This window comes from Streptomyces sp. NPDC031064 (assembly GCF_055570965.1).
On record NZ_JBVIGF010000009.1, the window covers coordinates 322,106 to 348,393 of the forward strand.

The window sequence follows — 26,288 nt, forward strand, 5'->3', positions numbered from 1 at the left end:
GGGTGCCCCCCACCGGACCGTCGACCGGTGGGGGGCACCCCTCTGTATGACGAAGCGTCAGGCCAAGCCTCAGGCGGTGACCGGCACGGTCACCTTCTGCTCGGCCTCGCGCACGCCGTACTCGTCGTCCACGGGGGACGCCGAGGCGGAGTTGTACGCGTCGTGGTCCAGGATCTTCTCGCGGGCGGCGACGACGACCGGGACGAGCGCCTGGCCGGCCACGTTCGTGGCCGTGCGCATCATGTCCAGGATCGGGTCGATCGCCATGAGCAGACCCACGCCCTCCAGCGGCAGGCCCAGCGTGGAGAGGGTCAGCGTCAGCATGACCGTGGCACCGGTCAGACCGGCCGTGGCGGCGGAACCGACGACCGAGACGAAGGCGATCATCAGGTAGTCCTGGACGCCGAGCTGGACGTCGAAGATCTGGGCGATGAAGATCGCGGCCAGCGCCGGGTAGATCGCGGCGCAGCCGTCCATCTTGGTCGTGGCGCCGAACGGGACGGCGAAGGACGTGTACTCCTTCGGGACGCCGAGGCGCTCGGTGACCTTGACCGTGACCGGCATGGTGCCGACCGAGGAGCGGGAGACGAAGGCGAGCTGGATGGCCGGCCAGGCGCCCTTGAAGAACTGGAGCGGGTTGACCTTGGCGACGGTCGCCAGGAGCAGCGGGTAGACGCCGAACAGGACCAGCGCGCAGCCGATGTAGACGTCGGCGGTGAAGGTGGCGTACTTGCCGATGAGGTCCCAGCCGTAGTCGGCGATGGCGTAGCCGATGAGGCCGACGGTGCCGATGGGGGCGAGGCGGATGACCCACCACAGGGCCTTCTGGAGCAGCTCCAGGACCGACTCGCTGAGGGTGAGGATCGGCTGGGCCTTCTCGCCCAGCTTCAGCGCGGCGATGCCGGCGACGGCGGCCATGAAGACGATCTGGAGGACGTTCAGCTCGGTGAAGGGCGTGATGACGTCCGTCGGGATGATCCCGGTGAGGAAGTCCAGCCAGGTCCCGGCGTTCTCGGGCTTCTCGCCGTCCTTCGGGGTGAGGCCGGTGCCGGCGCCCGGGTTGGTGAGCAGGCCGATCGCGAGGCCGATGGCGACCGCGATCAGCGACGTGATCATGAACCAGAGCAGGGTGCGGGAGGCCAGCCGGGCGGCGTTGTTGACCTTCCGCAGGTTGGTGATGGACACCAGGATCGCGAAGAAGACGAGCGGTGCGACGGCCAGCTTCAGGAGCTGGACGAAGATGTGGCCGACCTTGTCGAGGGTCGTGTGGAGCCACTGCACGTCATAGGTGCGGGTGACCCAGCCGAGGACGACGCCGAGGACGAGACCGGCGACGATCTGGGCCCAGAAGGGCACCTTGGGTATGCGGGGGGTGGGCTTCTCGGTGCTCGCGGACGCGGACACGGACACACTCCAGTGGGGCGTATCGGGGAATACGGGACGGGGTGGGTGCGGCGCACGCGCCTTCCGGCGGCGCCGCTGCATGATGCCGGGTCAGATTTCGCGGCAACAGACCGCGGACATACAGCGGCAGAGGTCGACATGCAGGCGCGCCACGAGCGGGGGGCTCATGGCTTCACGGGGGCGCACTGCTGTCTTCACGCCGAACACGTTAACACTTGAACTTTGAGGTCCTCAAAGCACTTCTTTGAGACGTCAGGCCCCGGACACGCCAACACCCCCGTGCGAAGCGGGGCTTCGGCTCGGGGGTGCGGGAGTACGGAAAAGAGCGTGAGCTACGTCACTTGGCGGACGCGTCCTCCTGGGACCGGCTCGCCTCCAGCCGCGCCTTCATGCCGTCGACCTTCGGGGCGATCTGCGCGGACATCGCGTCGCGCTGCTTGCGCAGCAGCACGAAGCTGAGCGGCGCCGAGATCACGATCGACAGCAGCAGCACCCACAGCAGGTTGGAGTCGCCGAGCCCGCGCGGCAGCACACCGACGTACACCAGTCCCCAGAGGGCGAAGAAGCAGCCGGCGAAGATGCCGAAGCGCATGAGGGTGTACCTGACGGCAGCGGACACGGCGGGGCCTTCTTCCTACTCGCTTGCTTGCCCATCCAGTGAAGCACGTGACGAATCGATCAATTCAGGGGGTGAGCGGCAGATACATGATGATGTCGTCGCGGTCGTCACCGTCGGCGACCCGGATCGCGTCCGGGACCCGGCCGACCTCCTTGTAGCCGCACGAGGCGTAGAACCGGTCGACTCCGGTGCCGCCCCGGCAGGTGAGCCGGATCGCCTCGATGCCGTCGAGGCCGCGTACCGCCGCCTCCGTGGCGGCCATGAGGTCGCGCCCGTACCCCTTGCCCTGGTGGCGGGGGTGGACCATCACGGTGTAGAGCCACACCCAGTGCTTCATCAGGCGGTGCGTGTTGTGCGTGATGAAGGCGGTGGCGGCGACGGAGCCGTCCTCGTCGCGGCCGACGAGGAGGCGGGTGCGGCCCTCGGCCATGGCGGTGAGGTGCTTGACCCACTCCGGGCGGATGTCTTCGGGGGTCACGGGCGGGACGAAGCCGACGGAACCACCCGCGTTGGAGACGTCCGTCCACAGGCCGAGGACGCCGTCGCGAAGGGTGCGGTCGACCTGGGGGTCCAGTTCGAAGTTCAACGGCATGCGTTCGACGATAAACGGCTCAGCGCAGGGCCCGTGCGGCTATCCGCAGGTCGGACACCAGGCCCTCGTAGACCGCCTCCCGGTCGTCGGCGCGCAGTACGGCGGAGGGGTGGATCGTCGCGACCAGGCACTCGCCGCGCTCCTCGTGGCCGGGGAACGGCAGGAGCATGCCGCGCTGCTTGGTGACCCGGAACGACGAGCCCAGCAGCGCCTTCCCGGCCGTGGCGCCGAGCGCGACGATCACCTCGGGGTCGACGAGCCGCAGCTCCTCCTCCAGCCAGGGCCGGCAGGCGGTCATCTCGCGGAGGCTGGGCGACTTGTGGATGCGGCGCTTGCCGCGTTCGGGCACGACCTCGAACTTGAAGTGCTTGACGGCGTTGGTGACGTACGTGTCACCCGGCTCGATCCCGGCCTCGTCCAGCGCCCGGGTCAGCACCTTGCCGGCCGGCCCGACGAACGGCGCGCCCTGCCGGTCCTCCTGGTCGCCCGGCTGCTCGCCGACCAGCAGGACGCGGCCGTGCGCGTTCCCGGCGCCGAACACGGTCTGGGTCGCGTCCCGGTGCAGCGGGCAGCCCCGGCACCCGGCGGCCGCCTCGCGCAGCGCGTCCAGGCCGCCGCCCTCCGGCACGAAGGGCGTCGCCGTGTACGCCTCCTCGGGCGAGAGCCCGCTCCTGGTGGCCATGCGGGGCGGGTACCCCGCACGGAGCGGGTCAGACCCACACGGAGCCGGGTCAGACCCGCATGGGCTGCGGCGACTCGCGGCGGTCGGGGTCCGGGCCCGGGTACTCGCGGATGATCTCGTACCGGGTGTTGCGCTCGACCGGGCGGAAGCCGGCGTCCCGGATCAGCTCCAGCAGGTCGTCGCGGGTGAGCTTGTTCGGCGTGCCGTAGTTGTCCGCGTCGTGCGTGATCTTGTACTCGACGACCGAGCCGTCCATGTCGTCCGCGCCGTGCTGGAGCGCGAGCTGGGCCGTCTGCACGCCGTGCATGACCCAGAAGACCTTGACGTGCGGGACGTTGTCGAACAGCAGCCGGGAGACCGCGAAGGTCTTCAGCGCCTCGGCGCCCGTGGCCATGGTCGTCCGCGCCTGGAGGCGGTTGCGGATCTTGCCGTCCTTCATGTCCACGAAGTCGTGCTGGTAGCGCAGCGGGATGAAGACCTGGAAGCCGCCGGTCTCGTCCTGGAGCTCACGCAGCCGCAGCACGTGGTCCACCCGGTGGCGGGGCTCCTCGATGTGCCCGTACAGCATCGTGCACGGGGTCTTGAGACCCTTCTCGTGCGCGAGGCGGTGGATGCGGGACCAGTCCTCCCAGTGGGTGCGGTGGTCCACGATGTGCTGGCGGACCTCCCAGTCGAAGATCTCCGCGCCGCCGCCGGTCAGCGACTCCAGGCCGGCCTCGATCAGCTCGTCGAGGATCTCGGAGGCGGACAGCCCGGAGATCGTCTCGAAGTGGTGGATCTCGGTCGCCGTGAAGGCCTTGAGGGAGACGTTCGGGAGCGCCTTCTTCAGCTCGCTCAGCGAGCGGGGGTAGTAGCGCCACGGCAGGTTGGGGTGGAGCCCGTTGACGATGTGCAGCTCGGTGAGGTTCTCGTTCTCCATCGCCTTGGCGAGGCGGACGGCCTCCTCGATGCGCATGGTGTACGCGTCCTTCTCGCCCGGCTTGCGCTGGAACGAGCAGTACGCGCACGACGCGGTGCACACGTTCGTCATGTTGAGGTGCCGGTTGACGTTGAAGTGCACGACGTCGCCGTTCTTGCGCGTCCGCACCTCGTGGGCGAGGCCACCGAGCCAGGCCAGGTCGTCCGACTCGTAGAGGGCGATGCCGTCCTCGCGGGTCAACCGCTCCCCGGACCGGACCTTCTCCTCCAGCTCGCGCTTGAGCCCCGCGTCCATGCGGATGCCTCCCATACGTGTGTCAATCGGGCTCCACCACCGTACTCCCCCGCACTTCTCAGGCGAGGGGACCCCCACTGACGCTTCGCGTCACTGCTCTTCCGGCAGATCCCCGACCCGGTTCTCCCACTTCGTGGACAGCACGATGGTCGTGCGCGTACGGGACACGCCCTTCGTCCCCGACAGCCGGCGGATGGTCTTCTCCAGGCCGTCGACGTCACTCGCCCGGACCTTGAGCATGAACGAGTCGTCGCCCGCGATGAACCAGCAGTCCTCGATCTCGGCCAGGTCCCGCAGCCGGCGCGCCACGTCCTCGTGGTCGGCGGCGTCGGACAGGGAGATGCCGATCAGCGCCGTGACGCCGAGGCCGAGGGAGGCGGAGTCCACGGTGGCGCGGTAGCCGGTGATGACGCCCGCCGCTTCCAGGCGGTTGATGCGGTCGGTGACGGAGGGCCCCGAGAGCCCGACGAGCCGGCCGAGCTCGGCGTACGAGGCCCTGCCGTTTTCACGAAGGGCCTGGATGAGCTGCCTATCCACGGCGTCCATATACCTGAAGCCTTCCATTGTTCAGCAACACAGCACGTTTGATTGTAAAAACAAAGGCGCACAGCGGCCCGTCAGGAGATGACCCTCATCCTGTACACGACCGCGGAGGCTCATACGGCCGGGACGCGCTAGTCCCCACGGGACCCCCCGCCCAGCTCCCCCTTCCAGCGGCGGTACAGCCGGTGCGGCACGCCCGCCGCGTCCAGCACCCGCCCCGCGACGAAGTCGACCAAGTCCTGGATGTGCGTCGCGCCCGCGTAGAAGGCCGGAGAGGCGGGCAGCACCACGGCGCCCGCCTCGTCCAGCGCCACCAGGTGCTTGAGCGTCTGCCCGTTCAACGGGGTCTCCCGGACCGCCACCACCAGCGGGCGCCGCTCCTTCAGCGTCACGCTCGCCGCCCGCTGCAACAGGTCCTTCGACAGGCCGAGCGCCACCCCCGCCACACAGGCCGTGGACGCGGGCACGATCAGCATCCCCTTGACGGGGTACGACCCCGACGACGGCCCGGCCGCGAGGTCGCCCGCCGCCCAGTGCCGCACGTCCGACACGTCCACCGGAAAGGTGCCCGGCTTCCCGTCCGCGCCCCGCGACAGCCACTCGGCGAGGTCCTCGCGCCAGTGCGCGTCCCGGAACGCGATCCCGGTCTCGTCCAGCAGCGTCAGCCGGGACGCCCGGGACACCACCAGGTCGACGCTCTCCCCGGCGGCGAGCAGCCCGCGCAGCACGGCGGCGGCGTACGGGGTCCCCGACGCCCCGGACACCCCGACGACCCACGGGCGACGCTGCACTTCTACCGGCTCCACGCCGCTGAGCCTATCCGGCCGCGCAGGTGGGGAACCGGCCGGTACGGAACCGAGTAAGGTGCCCCGGACGTTTCCGGGGGGAGACGCGCATCACCACAGGGGGCCGCCATGGCAGGTACGACACGGGGCGACGTCACCGGCCGGACCGGCGCCGACCGGGTGAAGGCGGCCGCCGCGCTGATGCTCGCCTGGGTGACCCTGCTGTGGCTGCTGGAGGCCGTCGACCTGGCGACCGGCCACGCGCTTGACGCGTACGGCATCTCGCCGCGCGAGGTGGTCGAGCTGCGCGACCTGGTCCCGGCGGCGTTCCTGCACTTCGGCTTCGGGCACGTCGCGGCGAACAGCGTGCCGCTGCTGGTCTTCGGCTTCCTCGCCGCGCTCGGTGGCATCCGGCGCTTCCTGGGCGTGGCCGCGCTGATCGTGGTCGTCGACGGCCTGGGCGTGTGGCTGGTGTCGCCGCCGTACAGCGTCACGGCGGGCGCGTCGGGCCTGATCTTCGGCCTGTTCGGCTACCTGCTGGTGCGCGGCTTCGTGGACCGCAAGCCGATGGACATCGTGGTGGGCCTGCTGATCGGCGCCGTCTGGGGCAGCACGATCCTGCTCGGCATATCGCCCACCCAGGCGGGCGTGAGCTGGCAGGGCCACCTGTTCGGCCTGCTGGCGGGCGTGGCGGCCGCGTTCGTCTTCCGCCGCCGGCGCCCGCGCGGGGCGCCGCCCCGGTTCACACCGTGAGGCCGCGCGCCAGCAGGTCGGCCAGCGCGCACACGAAGAGGCTGATCCCGATGAAGCCGTTGGTGGTGAAGAACGCCCGGTTCAGCCGGGACAGGTCGTGCGGGCGCACGATGGTGTGCTCGTAGAGGAAGGCGACGGCCACGATCACCAGGCCCGCCCAGAAGAACGTGCCCGCGCCGGTGGCCAGCGCGTACCAGGCCAGCAGGCCCGTGGTGACCACGTGGGAGGCACGGGCGCCGTACAGGGCGGCGGGGATGCCGAAGCGGGCGGGGACGGACTTCACGCCGTGGGCGCGGTCGGCCTGGACGTCCTGGCAGGCGAAGATCAGGTCGAAGCCGCCGATCCAGACGCCCACGGCGAGGCCCAGGATCACCGCCTCCCACGACCACGCCCCGGTGACGGCGAGCCAGGCGCCCACCGGGCCGATGGCCTGGGCGAGGCCCAGGATGGCGTGCGGGAAGTTCGTGAAGCGCTTGCCGTACGGGTAGACGACCATCGGCACGACGGCGAGCGGCGCGAGCGCCAGGCACAGCGGGTTCAGCAGGGCGGCCGCGCCCAGGAAGACCACGAGGGCGACCAGCGCACCGGTCCAGGCGGAGCGGACGGACACCGCGCCGGTGACCAGCTCGCGGCCCGCCGTACGCGGGTTACGGGCGTCGATCTCGCGGTCGATGATCCGGTTGCAGGCCATCGCGAATGTGCGCAGGCCCACCATCGCGACGGTCACCAGCAGCAGCTCCAGCCAGTGGACGGACCGGTCGGCCCGGAACATCGCGGTGAGCGAGGCGATGTACGCGAAGGGCAGGGCGAAGACCGAGTGCTCGATCATCACCAGGCGCAGGAACGCCCTGGTGCGCCCGGGCCGCGGGACCGCCGCCGCCTGGGCGGTCACAGCCCGTACTCCTTCCAGCGGCGGTCCACCAGCGCCGCCGTCGCCGGGTCGGACTCCACCATGTCCGGCCAGCCGCCGTCGCGCGTGTAGCCCTCCTCGGGCCACTTCCTCGTGGCGTCGATGCCCGCCTTGCCGCCCCAGAACTGCTGGTACGAGGCGTGGTCCAGGTGGTCGACGGGGCCCTCGACGACGGTGAGGTCGCGGGCGTAGTCGGTGTTGCCGAGGGCCCGCCAGGACACCTCGTGCATGTTGCGGACGTCGCAGTCGGCGTCCACGATCACGATCAGCTTGGTCAGCGACATCATGTGGGCGCCCCAGATGGCGTGCATGACCTTCTGGGCGTGCTTGGGGTACTTCTTCTCGATCGAGACGATCGCGCAGTTGTGGAAGCCGCCGGACTCCGGCAGGTGGTAGTCCACGATGTCCGGCACGATGATCTTGAGCAGGGGGAGGAAGAAGCGTTCCGTCGCCCGGCCCAGCGGGCCGTCCTCCGTCGGCGGGCGGCCGACCACGATCGACTGGAGCAGCGGCCGCTTCCGCATGGTCACGCAGTCGATCTTCAGCGCCGGGAAGGGCTCCTGCGGGGTGTAGAAGCCCGTGTGGTCGCCGAACGGCCCCTCGGGGAGCATCTCGCCCGGCTCCAGCCAGCCCTCCAGGACGACCTCGGCCTGCGCCGGGACCTGGAGCGGGACGGTCTTGCAGTCGACCATCTCGATCCGCTTGCCCTGGAGGAACCCGGCGAACAGGTACTCGTCGATGTCCTCGGGCAGCGGCGCGGTGGAGGCGTACGTCACGGCCGGGGGCGCCCCGAACGCGATCGCCACCGGCAGCCGCTCCCCACGCCGGGCGGCGACCTGGTAGTGGTTGCGGCTGTCCTTGTGGATCTGCCAGTGCATGCCGATGGTGCGCCGGTCGTGGCGCTGGAGCCGGTACAGCCCGAGGTTGCGGATGCCGTTCTCGGGGTGCTTGGTGTGCGTCAGGCCCAGGTTGAAGAAGGATCCGCCGTCCTTGGGCCAGGTGAAGAGCGCCGGGAGCCTGTCCAGGTCGACGTCGTCGCCGGTGAGGACGACCTCCTGGACCGGCGCGTCCTTGACCTTCTTCGGCGGTACGTGGGTCATCGCGCCCAGCTTGCCGAACGCCTCGCGCACGCCCACGAAGCCGTGCGGCAGCTCGGGCCGCAGCAGCCCGCCGATCTTGGCGCTGATCTCGTCGTACGACTTCAGCCCGAGGGCCTTCAGCAGCCGGCGGTCGGTCCCGAAGACGTTCATCGCCAGGGGCATCGAGGAGCCCTTGACGTTCTCGAAGAGCAGCGCCGGCCCGCCGGACTTCTGGACCCGGTCGACGATCTCCCCGATCTCCAGGTAGGGGTCGACTTCGGCCTTGATGCGCTTGAGGTCGCCTTCGCGCTCCAGCGCCCGGAGCAGCGAGCGGAGATCGTCGTAAGCCATGGCCCCAGTATGTCCGAGCCGTCCCTGTCGGCCCGCCCCGGGGCCGGGCGGTTCCTGCCGGGGGTCCGGCCCCCGGCGCAGCCGCTGTCGGGCGCGGCGTCCCCCGGGATGGCACAGCGGCCACCGGCTACGCTGGGTATGTCACCGGGGCTGACGAAACGCGCCCCGCCAAGGCTTCCAGGGGGCTGTCCCACATGCTCAGGGCATTGCTGTACATCCTGCCGCTGGCGCTGACGATCTACGCGTTCATCGACTGCCTGAACACTCCCGAGGACGAGGCCAAGCACCTGCCGAAACTGGCCTGGATCTTCATCATCCTGCTCTTCTGGGTGGTCGGCCCCATCGTCTGGTTCGCCGCCGGGAAGATGCGCCACGCCCCGGCCGGTGGCCGCACGCCGTCCGAGTGGCACCGCAACCACCGCACGCAGTGGGTCGCGCCGGACGACAACCCCGAGTTCCTGAAGTCCCTCCGCGAGGAGAACAAGAAGGACGAGTCGCTCCTGAAGGACTGGGAGGCCGACCTGCGCCGCCGCGAGGAGGAGCTCAAGAAGCGGGAGCAGGACGACCGCCAGGACGGCGACGGAAGCCCCGAGAAGTAGCGGTCCGCCGGCGGGGAAGAGTACCCGCCATGGACCTTCAGCAGCAGGCACGGCGGTGGCTGGAGACGGCCGTCGCGGAGGCGCGGGCCGGGCTCGCGGAGGGCGGCATCCCGATCGGGGCCGCCCTGTACGGGGCGGACGGCACGCTCCTCGGGCGGGGGCGCAACCGCCGTGTACAGGACGGTGATCCGTCCACGCACGCCGAGACGGCCGCGTTCCGGGCGGCCGGGCGGCAGCGGTCGTACCGGGGGACGACCATGGTGACCACGCTGTCGCCCTGCTGGTATTGCAGCGGGCTCGTGCGGCAGTTCGGGATCTCCCGGGTCGTGATCGGCGAGGCGGAGACCTTCCACGGCGGGCACGACTGGCTGGCCGGGCACGGCGTGGAGATCCTGGTGCTCGACGACCCGGCGTGCGTGGCGCTGATGCGCGACTTCGTCCGGGAACACCCGGCGCTCTGGAACGAGGACATCGGCGATGAGTGAACCCAGGAACGAACCCGCGATCCCCGTGATCGACCTGGCACCCTGGCTCTCCGGCGCCCCCACCGCCCGCGCCGAAACCGCCCGCACCGTCGACCGGGCGTTGCGCACCGCCGGGTTCCTGCTGGTGACCGGACACGGGGTGGACCCGGCGCTGCGGGCGGCGATCCGGGAGGAGGCGCGGCGGTTCTTCCGCCTGGACGCGCGGGTCAAGGAGCCGTACGCCGTGAGGGTCGGCGGGCGCGGCTGGCTCGGGCCGGGCGCGGAGGCCAACGCGTACGCGGAGGGAACGGCGAGCCCGCCGGACCTGAAGGAGTCGCTGTCGTTCGCCGCCGACGAGCCGACCGGCGACCCGGAAGTGGACGCGGAGTGGTTCCTGCCCAACACCTGGCCGGCGGAGGTGCCGGCGCTGCGGCCGCTGGTGGAGGAGTACCTGGCGCGGATGCGCGAGCTGTCCGACCGGCTGCTCGGGCTGCTGGGCGTGGCGCTCGGCGAGGGCGAGGACTTCTTCACCAGGCACACCGCTCACCCCACCTGGGGCTTCAACATCAACTGGTATCCGGGGCGGGACGTGCTCGGCGAGCCGGAGCCGGGCCAGTTCCGGATCGGGCCGCACACCGACTTCGGCACCGTGACCGTGCTGGACCGGCAGGCGGGCAGGGGCGGCCTCCAGGTCTTCACCGACGAGGGCGGCTGGGAGGACGCCCCGTACGACCCGGACGCCTTCACCATCAACATCGGCGACCTGATGGCCTTCTGGACCGGCGGGCGCTGGCGCTCGGGCCGCCACCGGGTGCTGCCGCCGCCCGCCGACGCCCCCACCGAGGAGCTGATGTCGCTGGTGTACTTCTACGAGTGCGACCCCGGCACCGACGTCCGGGGCACCGACTCGCACACGTACCTGCGCGGGCAGCTCGACGCCATCGCGCGCCATCACGACTGAGTGACGGTTCCCCCGACCCCTCACATGCCCAACGCTGCGAAAGTAACCTTGACTTGACGGTGAGTCACGGGGGGTGGCGGTGGACAGAGAGCTGTACGGCCGCGAGGCGGTCCTGGACGAGTCCGGTCTGGCCGCGCGGCTGACCGGACTCACTCCGTACAGCTTCGCCCCCGCCGAGTACGAGCACGGTGACGATCCGCCCGTCACCGTCTTCACCGGCGGACGCGGCATGGGCAAGACCGCGCTGCTCAAGCAGATACGCAACGTCTACCGGGGCGGCACCCCGCTCGCGCTGCTGGACTGCGCGCACATCGAACCGCCCCTCGACCACGGGCCGGGCTGGAACCCGCTGACCGGCGCGCTCGCGGAGCTGGCCGTGCAACTCTCGCCCCGCGTGCTGTCGGCCCGGCCGGTGGAGTTCCCGCGCCTCGCGCTGGGCCTGGCGGCGGTCGCCGTCACCGGCTGGTCCCAGGAGGACGACGACCGGGCGCGGCGGGACCTCCAGCGCCTCGGCCCGGTCCTGGCCACCGTCGACGAGGCCAAGGGCGCGGCCGGTACGTGGGTCTCCAAGGTGCTGGCCAAACTGGCCGCGACGGCCGCCGAGTCGACGGCGCCGCTCGCCGGGCTGCTGGCCGAGGCGACGGTCGAGACGGTCCTGGAGGAGGTGTTCGGCCGCTTCCAGCGCAAGTCCAAGGCCTGGTACGGCGCGTACCGCAACGCGGGCGGCCGGGGTGAGCTGGGGCTGCACCAGCTCGCCGTCGACTTCGAGCAGGGCGGGCGCCGCCGGGAGGAGGCCGAGGGGTTCCTGGTCGGCGCGCTCGTGGAGGACGTCCGCCAGGCCTATGTGGGCCTCACCCGGCGCGGGACCCGGCGCGGCCGCCCGGTCGTCCTGCTGGACAACGCCCACCTGCCGCTCGGCCGGCGGCTGGTCGAACCGGTCCTGCGGGAGCGCAGCGCCGGGCACCGCGACCAGCTCGTGATCATGGCCGCGTCCCGGGACCGCGACCACGAGGGGCTGCGCCGGGCGACCCGGACGAAACTGCCGGAGGTCGCCCACCGGGCGCCCTGCCCCCGGGGCTCGGACATCACGTCCGGCATCCTCGCCGTGGAGCTGACCCCGCTGAGCGCGGCGCACACGCGGGCGGTGTTCGACCGGTACGACCCGGCGGGCCGCACCCCGGCGGACCTGTCCCGGGCGGTCCACCGGCTGACGGGCGGCCGCCCGCTGGGCGTGGCGCTGCTGGGCCGGGCGGCGGGCGAGGTGCCGGCGGCGGACCGGGGGGCGCTCACACCGGGCGCGCTGCTGGACCTGACGGTGGAGCTGCGCGAGGACGCCGCCGCCGTACCGGTCGCGGACACCCTGCTCGCCGAGCTGCTGCCGCCGGGGCTGCGCCCGGACGTGGCCGCCGTGCTGGCCGCCGCCCACGACGAGGAGTCGGCCCGCGTGCTGGCCCGCACCCGGCTGCGCGGCGCGTCGGTGGAGGGCGACATGGCGCTGCTGGTGCGGGACGCGCTGCGGGGGGACGGCTGGCCCGACGGGGACGGGCACTTCGTGGCCGACCCACTGCTGCGCGCCCTGCTGCTGCACCGGCTGCGGTTCCACGACGCCGACCCGCCCGCCCACGCCGCCTGGCGCGCCGTCCACGAGACGCTGCACCGCCACTACGGCCCCGACCCGACCCCGTACCGCCTCCGGCAGGAGCTGGCGCTGGGCCGCGCCGAGGAGGCGGTGACCGAGCTGCGCCTGGCGTTCCCCGGCCCGGACGTCCTGGGCTGGCTGGACCGGCTGCGGGTGATCGCCTCGGCACCGTACCCCCGCGAACAGCAGCGCTCCGGACCCGATCCGCGCCGCGCGGTGGCGCTCGGCGAGGACACCGGAGGCCCGCTGCCGGAGGGGCTGGACGCCGACGCGACGGCCCTGCACCTGTGCCTGCGGCGGCTGCTGCACGCGGTGTGGCTGCTGACCGACCCGCTCGCGCTGCCGGACGACGACGTGGTCGACAAGCTGGTGCACGAGCTGCGCCAGCTCTCCGGCCGGCATCTGACCGGCACCAGTCCGCTGTGGGACGCGGCCACCCACTGGCCGAGGGACATCCGTGCCTGGCGGGGCCTCACGCTTCCGCCGGGGCGGGAGAACGGAGTCTGACGTGCCCAATCCGTTCCGTTACCGGGTCTTCTACACGACCCGGCAGAAGATCGTCACCAGCGCTCTGGTGCTGGCGCTGCTGGCCTGGGGCACGGTGTCGGCCGTGGACCGGCTGACCACCCCGGAGAACCGCTCCTGCTTCCCGGGCGTGGCGCGCCCGGCGGGGAGCGACGAGTGCGTCGGGGTCTCCGGCGACGGGTACGACTTCGAGGTCGACGCGCTGACCGAGGTCGCCCGGGCCATCGGCGAGCAGAACAAGCCGCTGAAGCCGGGACAGTACGCCACGGTGGCGCTGCTGCTGCCGCTGACGTCCACCAGCCCGTCGATGCGGACCAAGATCCTGCACGAGGTGCAGGGCGCCTTCGCCTTCCAGTACGAGGCCAACAACAAGTCCAACGACATGGTCCCGAAGATCCGGCTGGTCCTCGCCAACACCGGCAACGGCAACGTCCACTGGCGCACGGCCGTGGACGCCCTGAAGGACATGACCGGCGCGCCGCACAACCTGCGCGCCGTCTCCGGCATAGCGACCAGCAGCGCCCCCGTCCGGCAGGCGGTGGCCGCGCTCACGGGCAAGGACATCGCGGTCGTGGGCACCACCATCACCGCCGACGACCTCACCAACGGCCCGGAAAGGAAGCCGTTCCCCGGTCTCGCGCGGGTCTCCCCCACCAACAGCGACGAGGCCCGGGCGCTGGCCAACTACGGCCGGGTGGACGCGGCCAAGGCGATCCTGGTGCACGACACCCGCGAGGGCGACCACTACACGGAGACGCTGAAGGAGGCGTTCTCGGGGCTGCTGGCGAAGTCCCCCTACCAGCCCCAGGTGTTCACCAGTCCCGACGACCCGACGACCGAGAGCCCCACCGCCAACACCTTGCAGCAGATCACCCAGTTGCTGTGCACCACCCGCGCGGACACCGTCTTCTTCGCCGGGCGCCACACCCAGCTCCGGCAGTTCGTCAACGCACTGGGCGCACGCGGCTGCACCCACAAACCGTTCACCGTGCTGACCGGCGACGAGGGCTCCTACCTGGGCGCCGATCCCAAGCTCGACCGGAACGTCCTGGGCAAGGGCCTGACCGTCCGGTACGCCGCGCTGGCCCACCCGGACGCCTGGCTGGAGGCCCCCGGCCGCGCGGCCCCGAAGGCGGGCGGGACACCGGCGGCGTACCAGCGGTTCCGCTCGATGATGGACGCGGTACGCACGGCGCAGGTGGGTCCGGTGGGGCCGGTGGAGCTCTCCGACGGGCAGGCGATCATCGCGTACGACGCGATGGCGACGGCCGTGCGCGCGATCCGGCAGGCGACGGTCGACGGGAAGCTCCCGGCGCCGGCGGAGGTGGGGCTCCAGTGGCCCCAGGTGACGGGCAGGCTGCGGGTGGAGGGCGCGAGCGGCTGGATCTGCCTGGACAACCACGGCAACCCGTACAACAAGGCCGTGCCGATCGTGGAGGTGACGCGGGACACGCCCCGGTTCGTCCAGATCGCCTGGCCGGACGGCAAGCCACCGTCCGGAGAGTGCATGCCGCCGCGCAAGCGGTAGGGGCCGGGCCCGTCCTACGTCGCGCCGAAGTCCCGGGCCTCGTACTGGTCGCGCAGCTCCTGCCAGCGCTCCCGGGACCAGGACGGCCAGTCCGCCGGGCGGCCGTCCAGGTGATCGTCGAGGTACAGGAAGTGGTCGTGCCAGCCGGCCAGGCAGTCCAGCCGCAGCTCGTCCGTGCCCCGGAACTCGTTGGTGAACCGCAGCACGGTCGCACCCGGACCGCCGCCCGGTTCCAGGTGGAACCGCATCCGCCCGTGCACCTCGACCGTGTACTCGACGATCCGCTCCACGTCCCACGCGGTGACCGTCCCGGACACCACGGTCGCGGGCTCGGTGTTCAGCCAGCGGAGGGTGACCGCCCCGCCGAGCCGGGCCTGGAGGACCTCCGCCTCGGCGAGCCACCCCCGCAGCCCGCCGGGGGTGGTCAGGGCGAGCCAGACGCGCTCCTCGGGGTGGGACAGGGGCACCACGAACCGCACGGTGTGGGTGTCGCCGTGGCTCTCGCTGATACCGGGAGGGATCTGTTCGGCCATGTATCCAGCCTCGCGCGGTCCCGGGACGAGCGCTACCTCACACGCCCGCGTAGGAGTGCAGGCTGTTCACGAACATGTTGACGCCGTAGTAGTTGAACAGCCAGCAGGCGAAGGCGATCAGCGCCACGTACGCGGCCTTGCGGCCCTTCCAGCCGGCCGTCGCCCGGGCGTGCAGGTAGGCGGCGTACGCGACCCACGTGATGAACGACCAGACCTCCTTGGCGTCCCAGCCCCAGTAGCGGCCCCAGGCGTCACCGGCCCAGATCGCGCCCGCGATGATCGTGAACGTCCACAGCGGGAAGATCGCCGCGTTGACGCGGTAGGCGAACTTGTCCAGGCTCGCGGCCGCCGGCAGCCGCTCCAGTACCGAGCGCGCGAAGCCGCTGGGCGTGCCGCCGTTCGCCAGCGTGTTCTCGTAGGAGTCCCGGAAGAGGTAGAGCAGCGTGGCGACCGCGCCCAGGTAGAAGACGGCGCCGCAGAAGATCGCGGTGGAGACGTGGATCCACAGCCAGTACGAGTGCAGGGCCGGGACGAGCTGGTCGCTCTCCGTGTAGAGCCAGGTCACGGCGATGCCCAGGTCGAGCAGGACCGTGGTGACCAGCGGCAGCCCCAGCCAGCGGACGTTCTTCTTGGCGACGAGGAAGCCGAGGTAGGCGCCGACGACCACCGTGGAGAAGGTGGTGGAGAACTCGTACATGTTGCCCCAGGGGGCCCGCTGCACGGACAGTGCGCGAGTGACCACTCCGGCGGCCTCGACGAGGAAGGCGAGGGTGGTCAGCGAGACGGCGATACGCCCGTAGAGGTCGCCCTTCTCGTCCCCGCCGGCCGCGCCCGGCCCGTCCGGCACGTCGCGGGCGCCGGTGGCGGAGCGGGTGACGACCTGCGGCTTGTCGAGGACGGCGGTGCCCCCGCCCTGGCCCCGCACCTGCACCCGCACCTGCGCCGTGGCGGGCGCGGTGAGGGCCGCCGCCGTACGGCCGACCTTGCTGCGGCTGCCGAGGACCCACTCGGCGATGTGGGCCAGGAAGGCCAGGGTGTAGACGGCCATGGACGAGTAGATGAGGACGTTGCTCATCTCCGCCAGGCTCTCGTTGGTGGCGGCGGCGAGATTCACTTCTCAGCCCCTTCATCGGCTCCGTCAGACGCGGTCGGCGCCTGCGCGTACAGGGTGGCGGCCAGGTCGGCCAGCTCCTCGGGGAGCTTCGCGGACTCGCTCCGGCCCAGCCCGGCCATCTCGACGACGGTCAGCCCCCCGGAGGAGGAGTCCTCCCGTACGGCCCGGACCCAGACCCGGCGGCGCTGGATGAACAGCGAGCCGGCCAGCCCCGCGATGGCGACGATCGCACCGGCGAGGGCGAGGCCGTTGCCGGGCTGCTGGGAGATCTGGAAGCTGGCCCACTCCTTGATCTCCTTCTCGAAGGTGATCGAGCCCGCTCCGCCCGGGAGGGTCATGGTCTCGCCGGGGATCAGCGTCTTCTTGAAGATGTCGCCGTTCGCGTCCTTGAAGGGCTTCATCTTGCTGGTGTCGAGCTGGTACACGTTCTGCGGCAGGCCGCCGTCGACCCGCAGGTCGCCGTGGTACGCGCTCAGGTTGAGCGCGGGGAAGGCGAGCCCGGGGAACTGGCTGAACATCTGGCCCTGGCCCTTGCCCGCGTAGGTCGGGACGAAGAAGGCCGGGAAGCCGAGCTGGACCTTCTTGCCGCTCTTGTCGCGGTAACCGTCCATGACCTTGATGACACCGGTCGAGGTGATGTTGTTGTCGATCGGCAGGAGCGGCACGGCGCCGTGGTAGACGACCTCGCCCTTGCCGTTCTTGACGGTGACGACCGGCGCGTACCCGTGCGAGATCAGGTAGACCTTCGAGCCGTCGATCTCCAGCGGTTCGTTGACCCGGATGACGCCCTTCTTCTTCTCCCCGCCCGGCTTGGAGTACGTGACGTCCGCCTCGAACGTGCGGGGCGTGCCGCGCTGCGGGCCGCTGGGCTCGTACGTACCGGTGAACTGGTTGAGCCGGAAGCTGAACGGCGCCAGCTCGTCGGTGGAGAACAGGGACCCGGACTTGAAGTCGTCGTACTGGGTGAGGGTGTTGGAGAAGCCGTCGCCCTCGACGATCAGCTTGCCGCCCTCGGACTTGAGGAGCTGGCCCATGGCGAACGCCACCAGCATCACGATCAGCGCGATGTGGAAGAGGAGGTTGCCGACCTCGCGCAGGTAGCCCTTTTCGGCGGCGACGGCGTCACCGGCCGTGTGGACGCGGAAGCGCCGCTTCTTCAGCAGGGCCAGCGCCGCCTCGCGCACCTCCTCGGGCGCCGCCTCGGTGCGCCAGGTGGTGTACGCGGGCAGGCGGGTAAGGCGCTTGGGCGCACCGGGCGGGCGGCCGCGCAACTGTCCGGCGAACTGCCAGGTGCGGGGGACGATGCAGCCGATGAGGGAGACGAACAGCAGGATGTAGATCGCGGAGAACCACACCGAGCTGTAGACGTCGAAGAGCTGGAGCCGGTCGTAGATCGGCGTGAGCGTCTCGTGCGCCTCCTTGAAGGAGCGCACCTTCAGCTCGTCCACGTTGTTCTGCGGGATGAGCGAGCCGGGGATCGCGCCGAGGGAGAGCAGGAACAGCAGGATCAGCGCCACCCGCATGGAGGTGAGCTGGCGCCAGAACCAGCGGATCCAGCCGATGACGCCGAGCGCCGGGCCGCCGCTTCCGCTTCCGTCCCCGCCCCCGTCTGCGGTGAGCTCCTCCCGGGGGGCGGTGGAGAGCTGCTCGCCGGCCGCCGCCACGTCGTGCTCGGTCGTCTCGGTCGTCGTCTCTGTCTTGCTCATGGAACTAGATCCCCACCTGGAAGCCTGCGGACCACCCTTGCATCTCCTGCACCAGGGTGTCCCACGCACCTGTGAGCAGCAGCAGACCGGTCACGATCATCATGCCGCCGCCGGCCCGCATCACCCACGCGTAGTGCCGCTTCACCCACGAGAAGGCGCCGAGCGCCTTGCGGAACGCGATCGCGGCGAGCACGAACGGCACACCGAGGCCGAGGCAGTACGCGACGGTCAGCAGCGCCCCGCGGCCCGCGCTGGCCTCATTGGCGGCCAGCGCGTTGACGGAGGCGAGCGTCGGGCCGATGCACGGCGTCCAGCCGATGCCGAAGAGGGCGCCCAGCAGCGGCGCTCCGGCCAGCCCGGTCACCGGCCGCTTGTGGAAGCGGAACTCTCGCTGCGTGAACCAGGGCATGAGCCCCAGGAAGAAGATCCCCATGAGGATCATCAGGACCCCAAGGACGCTGGTGAGCGTCTCGCGGTGGGCCTGGAGGGTCCAGCCGAAGTAGCCGAAGAGGGCGCCGCCCGAGACGAACACGGCGGAGAAGCCGAGCACGAAGAGGGCGGCCCCGGCGGTCATCCGGCCCCGCCGCGCCTCGGCCAGGTCGGTGCCGGTGACGCCGGTCACGTACGAGAGGTAGCCGGGCACCAGGGGCAGGACGCACGGCGAGAAGAAGGAGACGAGGCCACCGAGCACGGCGATGGGCAGGGCCAGCAGGAGGGCCCCGCTGAACACCGTCTCGTTGCGGCCGAGTTCGGCGGCGAGGAGCATCACAGGATCAGCGCCTCGTCACTTCTCGGCCAGGAGCGGGTCGATCATCTTGCGGAGCTGCTCCTCGTTGAGCGCGGTGAGCGAGCGCGCGGCGATCTTCCCGTCACGGTCGAGGACGACGGTGGAGGGGATGGCCTGCGGGTTGAGGGTGCCCTTGGGGAAGCCGTTGAGGACGAGCTCGCCGGCCGGGTCGTACAGGCTCGGGTACGGGACGCCGAAGTCCTTCTCGAAGGCGAGGGCGGGCTGCTTGTTGGGGTCGCGGGTGTTGATGCCGACGAACTCCACGCCCTTGGGACCGAGGTCCTTGGCGGCCTTGGTGAAGTGCTTCGCCTCGGCCCGGCAGGGGCCGCACCAGGAGCCCCAGACGTTCAGGACGACGACCTTGCCCTTGAGGTCGGCGACGTCGAGCCGCCCGCCGTCGAGGGTCTCGCCCGCGAGCTCGTTGGGGGCCTTGCGCTCGCCCTTGGCGACGGTGTCGATACCGCCGGTGTTGGTGACGAAGTTGGTGTTGCCGCCACCGCCGGACTTGCCGTTGGAGTCGCCGCTGCACGCGGTCAGCGCGAGCGCGGCCGCCAGGGCGCCGGCGGTGAGCAGGAGGCCTCGGGGGGCGCGGCTAAGGCTCATGTGAAAAGTTTCGCATGTGCCTTTCGGGGATCTTGCGCGCCCCCCTGGCTATCCACCGGCTGCCCGTAAAGCCCGATGTCAGGCGGACTTAAGGAAGGTGTTCCAGCCACCCGCCGGCGATTGCCCGACCTCCAGCGTGCGGAGCTTGTCGAGGATCTTGGGGTCCTGGACGTCCAGCCAGTCCACGAACTGCCTGAACGACACCAGCCGTACGTCCTTCTTGCCGGCCATGCCCTTGAGCGCCTCTTCGACGGCGTCCATGTAGATGCCGCCGTTCCACTGCTCGAAGTGGTTGCCGATGAAGAAGGGTGCGCGATTCGATTCGTAGGCGCGCTTGAATCCGGCGAGGTAGGCCTCGGTCGCCTGCTTCTTCCATTCGGGATAGCGCGAGGGCATGCCCTTGGTCGTGTTCTTCGACTGGTTGGCCAGCATGTTGTAGTCCATGGACAGGACTTCGAAGGAACGGCCCGGGAAGGGCACCTGTTGGAGCGGCAGGTCCCAGATGCCCTGGCGCTTGACGGGCCACTTCTGGTGGCCGCCGGGCGAGCTGGCGTCGTAGCGCCAGCCGAGCTTCTTGGCGGTGGGCAGCAGGTTGTCCTGGCCGAGCAGGCAGGGGGTCCGGGCGCCCACGAGCTCCTTGCGGTAGTCGAAGGGCAGCGGGTCGAGGTCGGTCCAGCCGCTGTTGGTCTTCCACTCGGTGACGAATTTCACGGCCTGGTCGATTTCGCTCTGCCAGTCGGCGGGGGTCCACTTCTCGACCGAGCCGGAGCCGGCGCAGAAGTGCCCGTTGAAGTGGGTGCCTATCTCGTGCCCGTCGAGCCAGGCCTGGCGTACGTACTTCAGCGTCTGCTTGATGTGGTCGTCGGTGAGGTAACCGATGTCCGAGGCGCCGGTGCGGTTGTTCGGCGGGCGGTAGAGGGTCTTCTTCGATTCGGGCAGGAGATAGAGCCCGGAGAGGAAGAAGGTCATCCCCGCGTCATGGTTCTTGGCGAGTTCCAGAAAGCGCGGGAAGAGGCCGTTGCCGACCTCGCCGGCCCCGTCCCAGGAGAAGATCACGAACTGCGGCGGGGTCTGCCCCGGCTCCAGGGGAACGGGCTTGTCGGGCTGGTTCGGCTGCTTTCCCGTGTCGGACGTGGAACCGTCCCCTATGAGACGCCCCTCTACCTTGCCGGGGGCCGTACCTTTCTGGCCACCCTTGCCGGGCTCGCTCCCGGGCTTGTCCGAGCCGCCACCGAACCCGCAGCCACTGATCCCGATCGCGGCCGCGGCGCCAACTCCGGCTCCCAGCAGGCCCCTTCGACTGATCCCGCGCATATCGTCCCCATCCGCGCTCGCTCGTTGCCGGACATACGCTCCAAACCGGCACTGTGTGAGAGGGACGCGGGAACAGCACGGTTCCGCCGATTACCACATAATCTTCTGCGTAACGGGGCGATTACCCATGAACCCGGCCCACCGGGCGACGTACGCCCCGGCAGGCCGGGTTCAAGGGTCCGGGGACTGGCCCCGGTTCAGGCGCCGAAGGCCTTGGACTTGCCCTTCACGGGCTTCGCGCCCGCCAGCAGGTGCGGCGGGACCAGGTCGCGGGCGGGCTCGCTGTAGCCGACCGAGACGATCTTGTCGCCCCGGTAGGTGAACGTCGTCAGGGACGCCAGCGTGCACTGCCGGCGGCGCGGGTCGTGCCACAGCCGCCGCCGCTCGACGAAGCTGCGGACGATCCAGATCGGGAGCTGGTGGCTGACGCACACCGCCTCGTGCCCGCGCGCCGCGTCACGCGCCGCGTTGAGCGCGCCCATCATCCGCACGACCTGGTCGATGTACGGCTCGCCCCAGGACGGCCGGAACGGGTTGGTCAGGTGCCGCCAGTTGGACGGCCGGCGCAGCGCGCCGTCGCCCACCCCGAACGTCTTGCCCTCGAAGACATTGCCCGCCTCGATCAGCCGCTCGTCGGTGGCCAGGTCCAGTCCGTGCGACTTGGCGATCGGCTGGGCGGTTTCCTGGGCGCGCTCCAGCGGCGAGGCGACGACGTACGTCACGTCACGGCCCGCGAGGTGCTCGGCGACCCGGTCGGCCATCTGCCGGCCCAGCTCGGACAGGTGGTAGCCCGCCCGGCGCCCGTAGAGGATGCCGTCGGGGTTGTGCACCTCGCCGTGGCGCATCAGGTGGACGACGGTGATGTCGTCGTTGCCGGTGGTGCTCATGCGGTGGCCTCCACGGCTTCCGCGGCGGCTCGGGCGGCGGCCGGCAGCGCGGCGGCGATCCGCTCCACCGCGCGCTCGTCGTGGGCCGTGGAGACGAACCACGACTCGAAGGCGGACGGCGGCAGGTAGACGCCCTGCGCCAGCATGGAGTGGAAGAACGCGGTGAAGCGGAACGACTCCTGCTGCTTCGCGTCGTCGTAGTTCACGACCTCGGCGTCGGTGAAGAAGACGGAGAACATGTTGCTCGCCGTCTGGAGGCGGTGGGCGACGCCCTCCTTGGCCAGCGCCCCGGTCACCAGCCCCTGGATCTCGCGCGAGACGGCGTTCACCTTCTCGTACGCGGCGTCGTCGAGCAGCCGGAGCTGCGCCAGTCCGGCGGCGGTGGCGATCGGGTTACCGGACAGCGTGCCCGCCTGGTAGACCGGGCCGGCCGGGGCCAGGTGCGCCATGACGTCGGCGCGGCCACCGAACGCGGCGGCCGGGAAGCCACCGCCCATGACCTTGCCGAAGGTCATCAGGTCGGGCGTGACGCCGTCGACGCCGTACCAGCCGGCCTTCGACGTACGGAAGCCGGTCATGACCTCGTCGGAGATGTACAGCGCGCCGTTCTCGGCGCACAGGTCCTTCAGTCCCTGGTTGAACCCGTCGCGGGGCGGGACGACGCCCATGTTGCCCGGCGACGCCTCGGTGATCACACAGGCGATCTCGCCGGGGTGCGCGGCGAAGGCCCGGCGCACGGCGTCGAGGTCGTTGTACGGCAGGACGATCGTGTCGCCCGCCTGGGCACCGGTGACACCGGGCGTGTCGGGCAGCCCGAAGGTGGCGACGCCGGAGCCGGCGGCGGCCAGCAGCGCGTCCACGTGCCCGTGGTAGCAGCCGGCGAACTTCACGACCTTGGCGCGGCCGGTGAAACCACGGGCGAGACGGATCGCCGACATGGTCGCCTCGGTGCCGGACGACACCAGGCGCACCTGCTCCACCGGGGCGACCCGGGCCACGATCTCCTCGGCGAGCGCGACCTCGCCCTCACCCGGCGTACCGAAGGAGGTGCCACGGGCGACCGCCTCCTGGACGGCGGCGATCACCTCGGGGTGCGCGTGGCCGAGAATCATCGGTCCCCACGAGCAGACGAGATCGACGTACTCGCGCCCGTCCGCGTCCGTGAGGTACGGACCCGTACCGGACACCATGAACCGGGGCGTACCGCCCACGGCCCGGAAGGCCCGTACGGGAGAGTTCACGCCGCCGGGCGTCACGAGGGACGCGCGGTCGAAAAGCGTCTGTGAGACTGGGGCTTCGTATGAATACGGCACGTTGGTCCTGACCTGCGAGAACGAGTTGACGGCAGCAATGCTCGGGCATGGCGGCCGGGGCGACGCCAGTGGGCCTTCCTTGAACGGTTCGCCTGCCCGCGACGTTGTTTACGACGAGGCGCCGGACCTCCGGGTCTGCGAAACTGGGGCGTCATAGGGAATGCTCACGGAATCCATGGTGTCAGAGGCCCGGACGTTCTTGCGGACAGGTGTTTCACCGCACGTCCGCGGGGGAGGTCACTGTCACGATGATCGGGTTGCGCGGCGGGGGCTGTGTTACCTAAAAAGCAGTCGGGTGGAGATATGCATCGCGGTGGCGGACTGGGCGAGGGGACCGACGACCTGGGTCCTGAGCCTGCCCGGCGGGGGAAGCACCGGCGCGAGCAGGACAAAGCCTCGCCGGACAGGGCCTCGCAGGTGGACAAAGCCTCGCCGGACAGAGCCTCCTTGGGGCCGATGGGCAGCGGAAGCGGGGGTGGCCGGGGCATGGGGGTGACCTACAAGTACTTCGGCGCGCCCAATGGCGCGACCGCCGCCCGCGTACCGATCTCGATGCGGCCCGAGGAATTGGGCGGCGACGAACTCGGCATGGGCGGCATGTTCACCAAGATCAAACCGGAGACCATAGCCGCGATGGTGCTGACCGGCATCCAGGGGATGCCGCTGCACAAGGTGCCGCCGCTGGAGCTGGTGGTGCTGCACCCCGACTACGCGGTGGTGAAGCTGCCCACGACCGTGGTCGATCCGCTGCGCGGCATCGGTGAGGAATCGGTGGGCGCGGCGGCCTTCATATGGTCGACCGTCCCGGACCGGGGAGGGCCGCGGGACGCGTTCGACGTGTACCAGTTGCTGCACGAGTGGCAGGACTTCTCCGTGCGGCTGCACGAGGCGGGGCATCAGCCGTACTGCCTGGTGTGGCCCTGATCACTGCGGGTGTGAGCCGTCAGGCCGTCGGCGACGGCGTGCAGGAAGCCGGCGTACGCGGCCGGGCTGGGCGGGGTCTCGGGGCTCCAGGGCACGGTGGCCCAACCGGTGCCGGCCGGCGGCGGGGCGGCGTGGGCCCGGGTGTCCACCAGCAGCAGGTCCGGGCGTAGCCGGGCGACGTGCCCCCAGTCCGTGGTGAACCAGTTGACGCCACCGCCCGGGCCGAGTTCGGCCGGGTCGACCAGCCGGACGCCCAGGCGCGCGAGGTGGCACAGCTCCGGCCAGGTGCCGGGCCGGGCGAGGTGAACCTGCCGGGCGTCGGCCCCGGACAGGGCGAGGACGCGGGCACCGGGGGCCGCGGGGGCCGGGACGCGGGCTGCGGGGACGCCCGGGGCTGCGGGAGCGGCCGGAGCTGTGGGGACGCCCGGGGCTGCGGGAGCGGCCGGGGCTGCGGGGACCCCCGGGGCTGCGGGAGCGGCCGGGGCTGCGGGGGCCAGGGCCTCGCGGACGGCCCGCTCGGCGGCCGCCAAGGCGGCGGCCCGGTCGCCCGGGGCGGGTGGCGGTGGGCGCAGGGCCGTCGCGGGCGCGGTGGGCGCCGGTGGGCGCAGGGCCGTCGCGAGCGCCTCGAAGCGGGACAGGATCGCGGGGAGCGACGTGCCGCCCACGGAGAGGACGAGCAGCGGGGCGGCGAGCGGCCGGTCCACCGCGTAGGGGGTCTTGCCGTCGTACGTCACGTCGACCACGAGGTCCGGGCGCAGGGCGCGCAGCGCCTCGTCCGCCAGGTCCTTGCCGGGGCCGAGGTAGGGCACGCCCGCCGTGACCAGGGCGCCCGCCTTGGCCGGGTCGAGACCGTCAGCGTCGTGGCCCGATCCGTACACGGCGACGGGCGTCACGCCCAGGTCGTGCAGGGCCGCGCCGGCGCGTACGTACGCCACCACGCGCCGCGGCCGGTGAGCCACTCGTAACGCCTGCTCCGTGTCGTCGGTGAACTCCCACACAGCCGCGCTCCCCTCGCCTGCTCACGTGGCCGGACCCGGCTCCACCTTGGTGCGGACGGCGGCCCCGCACAAGACCGCCTCGTTGTCGGACCCCCGCCCTACAGTTCTGGACATGGACAGCGACACATCGCCGGTACGGATCGAGGCGTGGTCGGAGCGGGACTTCGACCTTCTCCGGGCGGTCAACGCGCCGGAGCTGATGGCCCACCTGGGCGGGCCGGAGACGGAGGAGCAGCTCGTCAAACGGCACCAGCGGTACGTCGACCTGAGCGCGGACCGGACGGGGGCGGGACGGATGTTCCGGATCGTGCTGGAGCCGGAGGGGGTGCCCGTGGGGGTGATCGGCTTCTGGGAGCACCCGTTGGACGGGATACGGGTGTACGAGACGGGGTGGACCGTGCTGGGCGGCTTCCAGGGGCGCGGGGTCGCGACGGCGGCGACCGTGGCCGTGGCGGAGCGGGCCCGGGCGGCGCGCAAGCACCGGTACCTGCACGCGTTCCCGTCCGTGGACAACGGCGCGTCGAACGCGGTGTGCCGGAAGGCGGGCTTCGAGCTGCTCGGCGAGCGCGACTTCGAGTACCCGCCGGGGCATCCGCTGCGAAGCAACGACTGGCGGCTGGACCTGGAAGCGACCTAATGGTTTAAGATCACCTAACCATTAGGCGCCGCGCCGCGCCGCCCGACGGAGGGGGCTCCCTTGCTGCTTGCGCACATCAGCGATCTGCATCTCGACGGCACCGAGCGGGCGACGGAGCGGGCGGCACGCGTCGTCGCGTACCTGAACGGACTGTCCCGGCAGCCGGACGCGGTACTGGTCACCGGCGACATCGCGGACCACGGCGCCCCCGACGAGTACGCGGAGGCGGCACGGCTGCTGGGCACCCTGGAGGCACCCGCCCTCACCTGCCCGGGCAACCACGACGACCGCGCCGCGTACCGCAAGGTGCTGCTCGGCGAGGACGGCGGCGGGGCGGGGCCGGGGGACACCGGGCCGGTCAACCGGCTGCACCGGGTGGCCGGGCACGCGCTGCTGCTCCTCGACTCGACGATCCCGGGCGAGGACGCGGGGCTCCACGACGACGAGACGCTCGACTGGCTGGCCCGCACACTGGACGAGCTGGGCGACACCCCGGCGATCCCGGCGTTCCACCACCCGCCGGCCACGCTCCACCACCCGTACGTCGACCCGATGAACCTGACGAACGCGGACCGGCTCGCCGAGGTGCTGGAGGGGCGGCCCACCGTCCCGGCCGTCCTGACCGGCCACGCGCACACACCCGCCGCCACCACCTTCGCGGGCCGGCCGCTGCTCGTTGCGCCGGGCGTCGTCTCGACGCTGCGCCTGCCATGGGAGAGCGGCGAGGGCCTGACCGACCGCGCGGCTCCGCCCGGAGTGGCGTTCCACGTGGTGGAGGCGCACGGGCGGGTGACGACGCACTTCAGGGTCGTGCCGTAGGGCGGG

Annotated in this window: 27 protein-coding genes; 9 read left to right on the top strand and 18 right to left on the bottom strand. The window is 71.2% G+C overall.

Annotated elements, in window-relative coordinates; translation table 11 throughout:
- Nucleotides 1-69: 69 nt before the first annotated feature.
- From ACZ46W_RS30295 to ACZ46W_RS30325, 7 genes are all read right to left on the bottom strand, one after another.
- Nucleotides 70-1,404 (bottom strand): dicarboxylate/amino acid:cation symporter, encoded by a 1,335-nt coding sequence (locus tag ACZ46W_RS30295; protein ID WP_468344216.1) that lies wholly within the window; start codon nucleotides 1,402-1,404, stop codon nucleotides 70-72.
- A gap of 337 nt (nucleotides 1,405-1,741) precedes the next feature.
- Nucleotides 1,742-2,023, bottom strand: a complete 282-nt coding sequence (locus ACZ46W_RS30300) for a DUF4229 domain-containing protein (RefSeq protein ID WP_468344219.1) — start codon at nucleotides 2,021-2,023, stop codon at nucleotides 1,742-1,744.
- 64 nt (nucleotides 2,024-2,087) lie between these two features.
- Nucleotides 2,088-2,615, bottom strand: coding sequence for a GNAT family N-acetyltransferase (locus tag ACZ46W_RS30305; RefSeq protein WP_468344222.1), 528 nt, complete (start codon nucleotides 2,613-2,615; stop codon nucleotides 2,088-2,090).
- 19 nt (nucleotides 2,616-2,634) lie between these two features.
- Entirely contained in the window at nucleotides 2,635-3,297 is a 663-nt protein-coding gene (locus ACZ46W_RS30310) for a UdgX family uracil-DNA binding protein (RefSeq protein ID WP_468344225.1), read from the bottom strand.
- A gap of 49 nt (nucleotides 3,298-3,346) precedes the next feature.
- A complete protein-coding gene (gene mqnE, locus ACZ46W_RS30315) occupies nucleotides 3,347-4,510 on the bottom strand; it encodes an aminofutalosine synthase MqnE (protein WP_468344392.1) in 1,164 nt (387 codons plus the stop codon).
- A gap of 90 nt (nucleotides 4,511-4,600) precedes the next feature.
- Entirely contained in the window at nucleotides 4,601-5,056 is a 456-nt protein-coding gene (locus ACZ46W_RS30320; protein ID WP_468344228.1) for an Lrp/AsnC family transcriptional regulator, read from the bottom strand.
- A gap of 128 nt (nucleotides 5,057-5,184) precedes the next feature.
- Complete coding sequence (locus ACZ46W_RS30325) at nucleotides 5,185-5,859, bottom strand: UbiX family flavin prenyltransferase (protein ID WP_468344231.1); 675 nt, start codon at nucleotides 5,857-5,859, stop codon at nucleotides 5,185-5,187.
- Nucleotides 5,860-5,967: 108 nt separating this feature from the next.
- Between ACZ46W_RS30325 and ACZ46W_RS30330 the strand changes: the two genes are divergently transcribed.
- Nucleotides 5,968-6,591 (top strand): rhomboid family intramembrane serine protease, encoded by a 624-nt coding sequence (locus ACZ46W_RS30330; RefSeq protein WP_468344234.1) that lies wholly within the window; start codon nucleotides 5,968-5,970, stop codon nucleotides 6,589-6,591.
- On the opposite strand, the gene mqnP is transcribed toward ACZ46W_RS30330, so the two are convergent.
- Nucleotides 6,581-7,483 (bottom strand): menaquinone biosynthesis prenyltransferase MqnP, encoded by a 903-nt coding sequence (gene mqnP, locus ACZ46W_RS30335; protein WP_468344237.1) that lies wholly within the window; start codon nucleotides 7,481-7,483, stop codon nucleotides 6,581-6,583. The two genes, ACZ46W_RS30330 and mqnP, sit on opposite strands and share 11 nt — an antisense overlap.
- Nucleotides 7,480-8,931, bottom strand: a complete 1,452-nt coding sequence (locus ACZ46W_RS30340) for a menaquinone biosynthesis decarboxylase (protein WP_468344240.1) — start codon at nucleotides 8,929-8,931, stop codon at nucleotides 7,480-7,482. Before ACZ46W_RS30340 ends, mqnP begins: the two co-directional genes overlap by 4 nt.
- Before the next feature lie 194 nt (nucleotides 8,932-9,125).
- Between ACZ46W_RS30340 and ACZ46W_RS30345 the strand changes: the two genes are divergently transcribed.
- The 5 genes from ACZ46W_RS30345 (at nucleotide 9,126) to ACZ46W_RS30365 (ending at nucleotide 14,647) form a co-directional block, all read left to right on the top strand.
- Nucleotides 9,126-9,530, top strand: coding sequence for a PLD nuclease N-terminal domain-containing protein (locus tag ACZ46W_RS30345; protein ID WP_468344243.1), 405 nt, complete (start codon nucleotides 9,126-9,128; stop codon nucleotides 9,528-9,530).
- Between the two features lie 29 nt (nucleotides 9,531-9,559).
- Nucleotides 9,560-10,015, top strand: a complete 456-nt coding sequence (locus tag ACZ46W_RS30350; protein ID WP_468344246.1) for a nucleoside deaminase — start codon at nucleotides 9,560-9,562, stop codon at nucleotides 10,013-10,015.
- Complete coding sequence (locus tag ACZ46W_RS30355; RefSeq protein WP_468344249.1) at nucleotides 10,008-10,955, top strand: isopenicillin N synthase family dioxygenase; 948 nt, start codon at nucleotides 10,008-10,010, stop codon at nucleotides 10,953-10,955. The genes ACZ46W_RS30350 and ACZ46W_RS30355 overlap by 8 nt, the downstream gene beginning before the upstream one ends.
- A 73-nt stretch (nucleotides 10,956-11,028) precedes the next feature.
- Nucleotides 11,029-13,101, top strand: a complete 2,073-nt coding sequence (locus tag ACZ46W_RS30360; RefSeq protein WP_468344252.1) for a hypothetical protein — start codon at nucleotides 11,029-11,031, stop codon at nucleotides 13,099-13,101.
- 1 nt (nucleotide 13,102) lies between these two features.
- Entirely contained in the window at nucleotides 13,103-14,647 is a 1,545-nt protein-coding gene (locus ACZ46W_RS30365) for an ABC transporter substrate-binding protein (protein WP_468344254.1), read from the top strand.
- A 14-nt stretch (nucleotides 14,648-14,661) separates the two neighbouring features.
- Here the strand turns inward: ACZ46W_RS30365 and ACZ46W_RS30370 are convergent, their stop codons facing one another.
- From ACZ46W_RS30370 to hemL, 8 genes are all read right to left on the bottom strand, one after another.
- Nucleotides 14,662-15,180 (bottom strand): SRPBCC domain-containing protein, encoded by a 519-nt coding sequence (locus ACZ46W_RS30370; protein ID WP_468344257.1) that lies wholly within the window; start codon nucleotides 15,178-15,180, stop codon nucleotides 14,662-14,664.
- Between the two features lie 37 nt (nucleotides 15,181-15,217).
- The gene (gene ccsB / locus ACZ46W_RS30375) at nucleotides 15,218-16,294 is read right to left on the bottom strand and encodes a c-type cytochrome biogenesis protein CcsB (RefSeq protein WP_468344260.1); all 1,077 of its coding nucleotides are present in this window, start codon (nucleotides 16,292-16,294) and stop codon (nucleotides 15,218-15,220) included.
- Nucleotides 16,291-18,000: a cytochrome c biogenesis protein ResB gene (resB, locus tag ACZ46W_RS30380; protein WP_468344262.1), complete on the bottom strand. Its 1,710-nt coding sequence runs from the start codon at nucleotides 17,998-18,000 to the stop codon at nucleotides 16,291-16,293. The genes ccsB and resB overlap by 4 nt, the downstream gene beginning before the upstream one ends.
- A gap of 4 nt (nucleotides 18,001-18,004) precedes the next feature.
- Complete coding sequence (locus ACZ46W_RS30385; protein ID WP_468344265.1) at nucleotides 18,005-18,766, bottom strand: cytochrome c biogenesis CcdA family protein; 762 nt, start codon at nucleotides 18,764-18,766, stop codon at nucleotides 18,005-18,007.
- A gap of 18 nt (nucleotides 18,767-18,784) precedes the next feature.
- Entirely contained in the window at nucleotides 18,785-19,390 is a 606-nt protein-coding gene (locus tag ACZ46W_RS30390) for a TlpA family protein disulfide reductase (RefSeq protein WP_468344268.1), read from the bottom strand.
- 78 nt (nucleotides 19,391-19,468) lie between these two features.
- Entirely contained in the window at nucleotides 19,469-20,704 is a 1,236-nt protein-coding gene (locus ACZ46W_RS30395) for a polysaccharide deacetylase family protein (RefSeq protein ID WP_468344271.1), read from the bottom strand.
- A 197-nt stretch (nucleotides 20,705-20,901) separates the two neighbouring features.
- Nucleotides 20,902-21,591 (bottom strand): histidine phosphatase family protein, encoded by a 690-nt coding sequence (locus ACZ46W_RS30400; protein WP_366130301.1) that lies wholly within the window; start codon nucleotides 21,589-21,591, stop codon nucleotides 20,902-20,904.
- Nucleotides 21,588-22,904, bottom strand: coding sequence for a glutamate-1-semialdehyde 2,1-aminomutase (hemL, locus tag ACZ46W_RS30405; RefSeq protein WP_468344275.1), 1,317 nt, complete (start codon nucleotides 22,902-22,904; stop codon nucleotides 21,588-21,590). Before hemL ends, ACZ46W_RS30400 begins: the two co-directional genes overlap by 4 nt.
- Nucleotides 22,905-23,207: 303 nt before the next feature.
- Here hemL and ACZ46W_RS30410 point away from each other — a divergent pair, with 303 nt between their 5' ends.
- A complete protein-coding gene (locus ACZ46W_RS30410) occupies nucleotides 23,208-23,828 on the top strand; it encodes a hypothetical protein (RefSeq protein ID WP_468344278.1) in 621 nt (206 codons plus the stop codon).
- Here ACZ46W_RS30410 and ACZ46W_RS30415 read toward each other — a convergent pair.
- The gene (locus tag ACZ46W_RS30415) at nucleotides 23,801-24,826 is read right to left on the bottom strand and encodes a TroA family protein (RefSeq protein WP_468344281.1); all 1,026 of its coding nucleotides are present in this window, start codon (nucleotides 24,824-24,826) and stop codon (nucleotides 23,801-23,803) included. The two genes, ACZ46W_RS30410 and ACZ46W_RS30415, sit on opposite strands and share 28 nt — an antisense overlap.
- Before the next feature lie 112 nt (nucleotides 24,827-24,938).
- Here ACZ46W_RS30415 and ACZ46W_RS30420 point away from each other — a divergent pair, with 112 nt between their 5' ends.
- Both ACZ46W_RS30420 and ACZ46W_RS30425 read left to right on the top strand, forming a co-directional pair.
- Complete coding sequence (locus ACZ46W_RS30420; protein ID WP_468344284.1) at nucleotides 24,939-25,463, top strand: GNAT family N-acetyltransferase; 525 nt, start codon at nucleotides 24,939-24,941, stop codon at nucleotides 25,461-25,463.
- A gap of 60 nt (nucleotides 25,464-25,523) precedes the next feature.
- Nucleotides 25,524-26,282, top strand: coding sequence for a metallophosphoesterase (locus tag ACZ46W_RS30425; RefSeq protein WP_468344287.1), 759 nt, complete (start codon nucleotides 25,524-25,526; stop codon nucleotides 26,280-26,282).
- Nucleotides 26,283-26,288 lie beyond the last annotated feature (6 nt).